This is a genomic window from Nocardioides sp. (assembly GCF_050699375.1).
In the GTDB taxonomy this organism is placed as follows: Bacteria; Actinomycetota; Actinomycetes; order Propionibacteriales; family Nocardioidaceae; genus Nocardioides.
Genome location: NZ_JBOHDN010000367.1, coordinates 1 through 7,648, shown reverse-complemented (window position 1 = coordinate 7,648; position 7,648 = coordinate 1). Strand labels below are relative to the sequence as shown.

Below are 7,648 nucleotides of genomic sequence, written 5' to 3'. Positions count from 1 at the left end.
CCGGGGCGTACGTCACCACCCACTCCTGGTCCGCGAACTGCCGCGCGACCGGGGTGTCCTCGGGGATGAGGGCGGTGCGGCCGAAGGTTCCGGCGGCCAGCAGCGACCCGGAGTTGAGGATGCGCCGATAGGGCAGCGCGACCACGTCGCTGGCCCGCAGCCAGTCGGAGAAGTCGGTGGTCTCGACGAACCCGAGCCGCTTGACGATGTGAGGCGCCGAGAGCATCTCGGCGACGGTCTCGGTGTCCTCGACGGGCACCACCTTGCCGGCCACGACGAAGGTGAGGTCGGGGACCTTCTCGGCCGCGATCTCGACCGCCCGGCAGAGGACGTCGAGTCCCTTGTACGCCCGGATCTGACCGATGAAGCCGACCGTCGGCACCCCCTGCGGCACCCCGATCCGCTCGCGCGAGGCCGCGTCGTCGCCACCGTCGGGGTAGACGCCGAGGTAGGACGAGTGCGGCAGGTCGACGACCTTGTCCGGCGGCAGCGTGTAGTAGGCCGCGGTCTCCTCGACCGTCGCCGGGTTGAGCTGGATGATCCGGGTCGCACTGCTCGCCAGCGCCTTGGCGACCGCGAGCTCGACATCGACATAGTCGGCCTCGTGGGCGATCGAATTGTGCACCGTCCACAGCACGTCGGCGCCCCGGTCGCGCAGCCCGTTCAGCACATCCTCGAACCTGGCTGCGTTGGCCCACGCCTCCTCGAGACTCTCGCACCCGCTGGTCACCGGCGAGGTCCAGTGCACATGCAGCACATCCCCCCGCCCCAGGTGCTCGGCCCGCCGCTCGAGCCGCCGCAGCCCCTGGATCCCCTCGACCACGTCCCACCCCGCCGCCCGGGGCGCCACGGTGAGCATCGTGAGATACGGATTGCTCCGGTAATAGGGGAACGACAACAGAGTCGAAGGCATACGTGGGGGTCCTTGAAGTTCTAACCGTGACGATCCCCCGAGCGTCGAGACAAGGTCTCGCCGGTGCCCCGGTTGGCCGGTGACCGGAGGATCTTAGGCAGGTAAAACCGCCCCCTCTGACCACTCCGACGGCTTCCCAGCGTGCCTTCATCACGGATTCACCGACGGTTCATCGAACCCACCTCCACGAGTCGCTCAAAGCCGGTGTTCGAGCCCGTCGAGACCCTCTAACAACTACGCTCCAAGAATGGCCACGCTTGAAGACCTAGCTCAGATCCTGGCCGAGCTGCCCGAGGTCACCGAAGGCGAGCGCTACGGAAACCCAACCTGGTCCGTACGCCGCAAGAGCATCGCCTGGCTGCGCCCCTTCAGCAAGGCCGACCTCAAACGCTTCGGCGACCAGACCCCGCCCGCCCCACCGATCCTCGCGATCAACACCGCAGACCTCCACGAGAAGGAAGGCGTACTCGCAGCCGGCATCGACGGCGTGTTCACCATCGAGCACTTCAACAACTACCCCGCCATCCTCCTCGAGCTCACTGTCATCGACCGACAATCACTCCGCGACCTGCTCGTCGACGCCTGGCTCGCCGCCGCCCCACCCGACCTGGCCGATGGGTTCGACGGCTGACGCGCGAACTCGTAAGGGTGCCACCAGCGAGCGGGGCTAACGCCGGATGCCTCCGTGGCACATATCGCCCACTCTGACGCGGGCTGGATGCGACTCGTCCAAGTCTCGTGTAGCCCGACGTGACGGTTGGCCAGCGGCCCAGCCCTTCCGTGGGACGGCAACCTAGGACTGCATCGAACCGTCCTGGGCGGAAGGGCTAGCTAGCGTCCGTTCGGGGACGGCCGCAATACGAGGTGGTCGCGCGTGCTGAGGATCGTGACGGTCTTGCGAGCCCGCGAGAGGGCAACGTAAAGATCATTCACCTGCGCGTGCTTGGTGACGTCGGCAATGATGACGTGGTCGTACTCAAGGCCTTTGACCAGCAGTGTGCGAGAGATGATTCGCTTTCGTTCGCGACGGCCGGCGTACCGGAGCACTTCGCGTGCTTTGGCCAGTTCCTCGAGCAGCACGCTGTGGTCGCCGCCTTGAGCGACCGCTCCGCGGATGGAGGTCTGGATGTCGTACCAGGCTTCGTGCGAGTGAAGTCGCAAGGCCGGCGAGCTCGAGATGGTGTCCATTCCGGCCGCAACATTCGACAACGTGGGGTCGGAGACGACGGAGTCGAACGCGCCGATCGCAGGCTCAGCTCCGGCTCGGCTTCCCTCGCCACCGTCGAGCAGGTCCCCCGCGGTGCGGCCGTTCGCGTAGCGCTTACGCAGCGTGCCGGTGTCCAGGACTCCGTGGCCGCAGTGGCAGGCCTTCGTCAGGTCGAAGAGCCACAGGGCGTACGTGTCGGGGGTCGTCGCGGCGAGCCTCTCGAGGCTCTCGGCCATGAACTTCCCGGCTATCTCCTCCATCACCGTGAAGGTCCCGTTGAGGTTCCCTGCAACGCCGCGGGCGGTGTGCGCCCAGTCGGTGACAATGAGGACGGTCTCGTCGGCAGGGTAATCGGCGAAGAAGCCGGGCGTGAGCACTCGCGGATCTCCGGCGACATTGCGGAACGTCACGCCGTCCGGCAGAGCGATGTTGCGCCATCGAACGGTGTGCCCTGGCACCATGTGAGGCCGGATGCGCAGCAACCACTCGCCAAGCGCTTCGTTGTGCCCGGACCACCGATGCGGCTTGATGGCCGTGGGGTGCAGCGGATAGTCGTGTAGGACTGTCGTCCAGTCGGCCAGCGGGTCTGCGAAGCCGAAGATCGCCTGCAGCGGGTCACCGAGGACCCCCGTCGCCGGGACCGCCGCGCGAACGGCTGACACGAAAGCGTGCTGCGTATCGTTGCAGTCTTGGTACTCGTCGACCAGGACGTGCGTGAAGGAGGCGTTCAGCACAGCCCGGATGTGGACCGCCGATGCGATCCGGGTCGCGGCCGCGATGTAGGACGTAGAGTGCGCGGGCTCCATCGCCTTTGGGGCTTGGAGTTCGCCGATGGCTGGGTAGGAGCGAACCAGCCGGAACGCGAAGGATGTAATGGTCGCGACGTGCACGCCTTTGGAGAGTCCGAATCGCTTCAATCGGGCGTTGATGGCGTACACGCCGGCGTTGGTGTGGGTCAGCACCAGAACGCGGCCGCCGTCATCGACGATGTGCTTGGCGGTCGCTGCCAGCAGGTGGGTCTTGCCCGCGCCAGCGGGCATCTCGACCGCCGCCGGCAGCGCCGCCGCGAATGCCGCGGCATCCGAGGCGAGCTCCTCGGAGATGTGCTCAGCCATCCGCGGGGCCATCGAGAGGTGGCATCACCTGCTCCGCTGTGGCAGCAGCCGGCCCCGGATCGGTGCCAGCGCTGCCTACGTCGTTCGTGGCACCGGCCTGCCCGGTCGTGCGCGTGTAGATCGCGGCCTTCAGCGCCTCGATCGTGTCGAGGACGGGACCGCTGTGGAGCGACTCTGTCTCTAGGATGAAGGTGCCGAGTCGCTGTCCCTTGTCGACCCGCTTGAACCAGCTTTTCTCCTTCGATGCAGTCGCCACAGCTGTCCGGCAGGCCCCGAGGTCGATTCCCGCCGTCGCCCAGGTGGTCAGGTCAAGAAGGTCGATCCCGGACGGCTTCGTCCCATCGACAACGGCGTACTTGCTCAAGTGGGCAGAGAACGACTGGCTAGACGCTTCCGGGTCGTCGGCGACCTCCAGGGCTGCACGGATGTAGGCGGTCAGGCCGACGGTGTCCAGCTGTGAGCACACCGCCGCCTCGATGCAGACCCCGCCTGGCCACTGGACCACGGCACCTCCTGCGCGCTCGACCTCGGGGACCATGTCGTTCGCGGCCTGGTCGTCGCTGTCGATGAACAGCACTACCTCGTAGCCGACGCGGAGGAACTCCTTAGCCCACTTCGCTGATCCAGTGCCGCCGTCACCTTCGAGGGCAACCACGCCGAGGGCCGCCGAAGGAACAGCTGCGGGGATGGTGCCGGAGTCCCATTCCTGAAGCAGCCGCAGCACCACGCCGTACTCGGTCTTGCCTTCGTTGATCACGACACGTCTCGACAAGAAGGCCTCGGGGCATCTCTTCAGCAGCGGTCGCAGACTGGACGGGTCTCCGAGCGAGCGGATCTGCGTGGAGCCGTCCGTACCGGAGCGGACCACCATCAGGTCGGCTGGTTCTAGGTGCAGGAGCGCGGTTGGGGAATGCGTGGTGACGAACACCTGCGAGAACGCGCCCTTGGTACGCAGGTGTCCCAGGAGATGCACGAGCCGATGCGGCTCGAGACCGTGCTCGACCTCGTCGACTAGCAGAGTGGTCGATCCCTGATTGGCGAGCTGCTGTGTCGCCGCTCCGGTCAGTCGGCGAGTTCCGAGGCCGAAGTTCATGAGCGGGACATCACCCTCGAAAAGTGCGAGGTTGCCGCGCGTGTTGGACAACGATGCGTCGAGGCCGGGCTTGAGGTCGAAGAACTCGGCTGTGCCGATCTCCAGGACGGCTGCCTGCACCTCGTGCGCAAGGTCCTTCAGCTCGTCGGTTACCGCGGCTCCGGCCGCGTCGCGCGCGGCGCGGTTGGCGGCCGTCAAGGTGGCTTTCGTGTCGCCGCGCTTCGCGGTCAGCTTGCCCAACGACGATGTTGCCGACCACCGCAGGTGGGCATCGACGCGGTCATCGATGCGGTAGGCCGTCATGCGAGCGCGGTGTCGTGCCCGGATAAGGGGCGGCTGGTCGACGGTCTCCTCGACGTCGCCGTCGAGCGGAGGTCGGTACGCCTGCCACACTGGCTCTAGGTCTGCCTCGACAACGAGCTCGACGATGACGCACCGGTCGGTGTCATCGCTCGGGTCGTGGAACCACTCTCCCGCATCGTCGATACCGCACAGGAACCCGCCGAACGCGTCCATCGCTATGAGCTCATCGGATAAGTCGTCGACCGCCACCCGGATCCGTATCGGAGCGTCGATGTCGACTCCGTAAAAGTCGGTGTCGTAGAACGCGAGGCCGGATCGGTCGTGCAAGGCGCGCTCGAGGGCGGTCAGGAGCGTGGTCTTCGTCGAGTCGCCGGGACCGATGAGTCCAACGAAGGTCTGCTCCTTCGACAGTCTCCACGAGGCGGACTTGATACCACGGAAATTGCTCACGTCGACGCGTCGGATTCGCATGCCACCTCGCTGCTAGGACAGGAGGACGAGCACATCACACGGGCGCGCAGTATGTCCGAAGATTCGTCCTGACAGAGCGGCGAGATTCGGACCCGTTCTGCTCCACCTCCGTCGTGGCATCGTCGCAGACCCGGCTCAGCCGCCATTCATGATGGTGCGCCAGGCAACCTCGAGCATGACCTGCACGCCGTGCGGGATCGGTGGGCCGGACGGCGGTGCGGCCGTGCCACGCCCGGCGAACACCCCGATCAGGTTCGCGATCAGGCTGAGAAGCGTGTACAGGACGGTCCCCACGATGACGAGGGCGGTCTTTGGTGCTTCGCGTACAACGTCCTTAAGGACCGTGGCCCAGGAGTCGTTGGGAGCGCCGAGGCGGGGCCGGGCAAGTACGGTTTCGTCCGGGTTGGCCGGAGCAGCGTCACCGCGCAGACCGCCTGCTTCAATGGCTTCTGGCTGGTTCTCCTTGTGGCCCACGGCTCCTCCTCAAACGGGTGTGGACCAAGCCTTTCGGCTCGCACGAAGGCACGACTATCGGCGGATGTCGCACCGAAGAGTCCAGACGGTCAATCGAGCAGATCACCAAGATCGAAGTCGACCTCCTCGTCCAGCTCGCTCCACTCGTCGTCGGCGAGTTCTTCCGCGATGGCGTAGCCGCGCGCGATTGCCGCTCGGCCTGCTGCCCCCATCGACATCTCGAGCCGCCACTTCCAGTACAGGCCGCGAGAACGCACGAGCTGCCGCAGCCGCTCCGGGGCGCCGGCGAGGTTGTCCAGTTCGGTCACCGTCGGGCCGGCTTCCCACACCCACCGTGGCTGGGCCATGCCCTCCCCGACGTAGTGTTGCTCGGTTGCGAACTTGAAGAAACCTTCCGGGTCGTACCGGAGCGCGACGAGTTTCGCGTGCTCGCTAGGAGTCCAGTCCTCAGGGTGCTTGAGAATTTCCTCGATCCTGCCAGCCGTCTCCTTCACCGAATCCTCGATCAACAGGTCCCGCTGGGCGGCGGTAATGAACCCGAGGCTGCAAGCGAGGGCCGGTTCCAGGTAGATGTCGGCGAGGCCCTCGTCATCGAGGAGGACAAGCTCCACGATCTCCTCCGGCCGACGGTCGGAAAGTTCCTCGACCACGATGTCAAACCGCGGCACCGGCGCCCCGGTCTCACGCAGGTACGGCCATGCCGACGTGTACTCGGCCGCCGCGAACACGAGGACCTTGCCTGCTTCTGCGTTAGCACGGACCGCTTCTGGCAGTTGGTCACCCGCTGGCACGCGGACCGACGTCCAAGCCGTCGGATGGACGATCTTGGCATGTGGAGGGGACGCGATCAGAGGCGTCGTCGGCTCAGACGCAATCCAGTCCCTGATCGCCTTGAGCGCGAGACTGCGACGCGCGCGCCACACTAACGACCCTCCGCGGCCCGTCAGATCGCTGCGGGGCCGTTTCGTCGCACCTCGAAGGAGGGGGTGGTCGAGGTCGTCGGTGCGTTCGAGATCGAAGCGAATGGTCTCGAACTTGTCGTCGCTGTCCTGGAGCGAGTGCCAGTTCTGGGCCGACTTCGGTCCGTTCAGCAGGTTGCGTGCAAGATGGAGCGCTACCTCGTACCGCCACGGGTGATGCCATGCGAGGTCCCCGTCTCGCAGGAGTTGTGCAGTCGCGGACGGATTCTCGGCGTCCAGATCGAGAGTTTCGAGGTCGCCCAAAACGACTAGTTGCTCTGGCACGGTCAGGGTGGCGGCGACCGTCAGCCGCCACAGACCGACGGCTGCCGCTTGGGTCCAGATCGGCGGGACGCTCTCGAGTCCGGGAACGACGAAGGACTGCTCCCTGGCAATCGCGGTTGTGAGCGCCTCAGCCAACGGACTGCGTGCATAGTCCTTCAGCCCGCGACGTCGAGGCTGACCGGGAAGACGCAGCGTGAGCGCGGTGAGCCTCTCCATGGTGCCGACGTGCAGACGGGTTGGGACGCGAACGCGTCCATCCGGACGACCCCGCCCCGGCGGCAACGGCGGATACCGTAGAACGGCCGTGACGTGTGTCAGGCGGTCGCCCGGATCGAGGTCTTGCTGGGTCGAGATGTACTCCTCAAGCAAGTTGCGAATCGCTCGATCTCGAGAACACCCACGAGCGACAGCTGTTGCCGCGAGGGCATCGACCGCCTCCGGGAGCAAGCGGACACTGGTCTGGTCGACCTTGGCTCTTCCCAACGCAGACCGCCACTCTCAAGAAGGCTGTACCGCTCCACACACGTGGCGGACTTCGTATGTTCCGAACGAATCCGAAGAAACACCTGCAAGCGTAGAGGTTCGCGCACTGCCACTTCCACCTGGACGCACTCTCTGCCGAGGTCCGATTCCGCCCGCACCCGCACGCTCTCGAGGCGCGTCACTTCGCCGCGAGTGGGCATTCCGCACGCTTTAGAAACGATGAGGCTGTCGATGGCGAACGGCAGGTCCGGACGTCCACCTAGATCGTTCCGGCGAGCTCAGCCAGCCGAGCGAGCCCGGGCTTGGTGTGCTTCGCCAGCCGTTCCCTCGCGTCGTCGAGAGTGG

The 7,648-nt window shown here is 66.0% G+C and carries 6 protein-coding genes; 1 reads left to right on the top strand and 5 read right to left on the bottom strand.

The window, feature by feature from the left end:
• The coding region (locus ACRDPS_RS24380; RefSeq protein WP_431504262.1) for a glycosyltransferase at window positions 1-913 on the bottom strand (913 nt) is incomplete at its 3' end.
• A 247-nt stretch (window positions 914-1,160) separates the two neighbouring features.
• Between ACRDPS_RS24380 and ACRDPS_RS24375 the strand changes: the two genes are divergently transcribed.
• A complete protein-coding gene (locus ACRDPS_RS24375; protein ID WP_431504261.1) occupies window positions 1,161-1,544 on the top strand; it encodes an MmcQ/YjbR family DNA-binding protein in 384 nt (127 codons plus the stop codon).
• 200 nt (window positions 1,545-1,744) lie between these two features.
• Here the strand turns inward: ACRDPS_RS24375 and ACRDPS_RS24370 are convergent, their stop codons facing one another.
• The 4 genes from ACRDPS_RS24370 to ACRDPS_RS24355 all read right to left on the bottom strand — a co-directional run bounded on the left by ACRDPS_RS24370 (window position 1,745) and on the right by ACRDPS_RS24355 (window position 7,189).
• Entirely contained in the window at window positions 1,745-3,235 is a 1,491-nt protein-coding gene (locus ACRDPS_RS24370) for a UvrD-helicase domain-containing protein (RefSeq protein WP_431504260.1), read from the bottom strand.
• Entirely contained in the window at window positions 3,228-5,081 is a 1,854-nt protein-coding gene (locus ACRDPS_RS24365; RefSeq protein ID WP_431504259.1) for an ATP-dependent nuclease, read from the bottom strand. Before ACRDPS_RS24365 ends, ACRDPS_RS24370 begins: the two co-directional genes overlap by 8 nt.
• 156 nt (window positions 5,082-5,237) lie before the next feature.
• Window positions 5,238-5,576 (bottom strand): hypothetical protein, encoded by a 339-nt coding sequence (locus ACRDPS_RS24360; RefSeq protein ID WP_431504258.1) that lies wholly within the window; start codon window positions 5,574-5,576, stop codon window positions 5,238-5,240.
• Between the two features lie 89 nt (window positions 5,577-5,665).
• Window positions 5,666-7,189 carry a hypothetical protein gene (locus ACRDPS_RS24355; RefSeq protein WP_431504257.1) on the bottom strand — a complete coding sequence of 508 codons (1,524 nt, stop codon included), beginning with the start codon at window positions 7,187-7,189 and terminating at the stop codon, window positions 5,666-5,668.
• Window positions 7,190-7,648 lie beyond the last annotated feature (459 nt).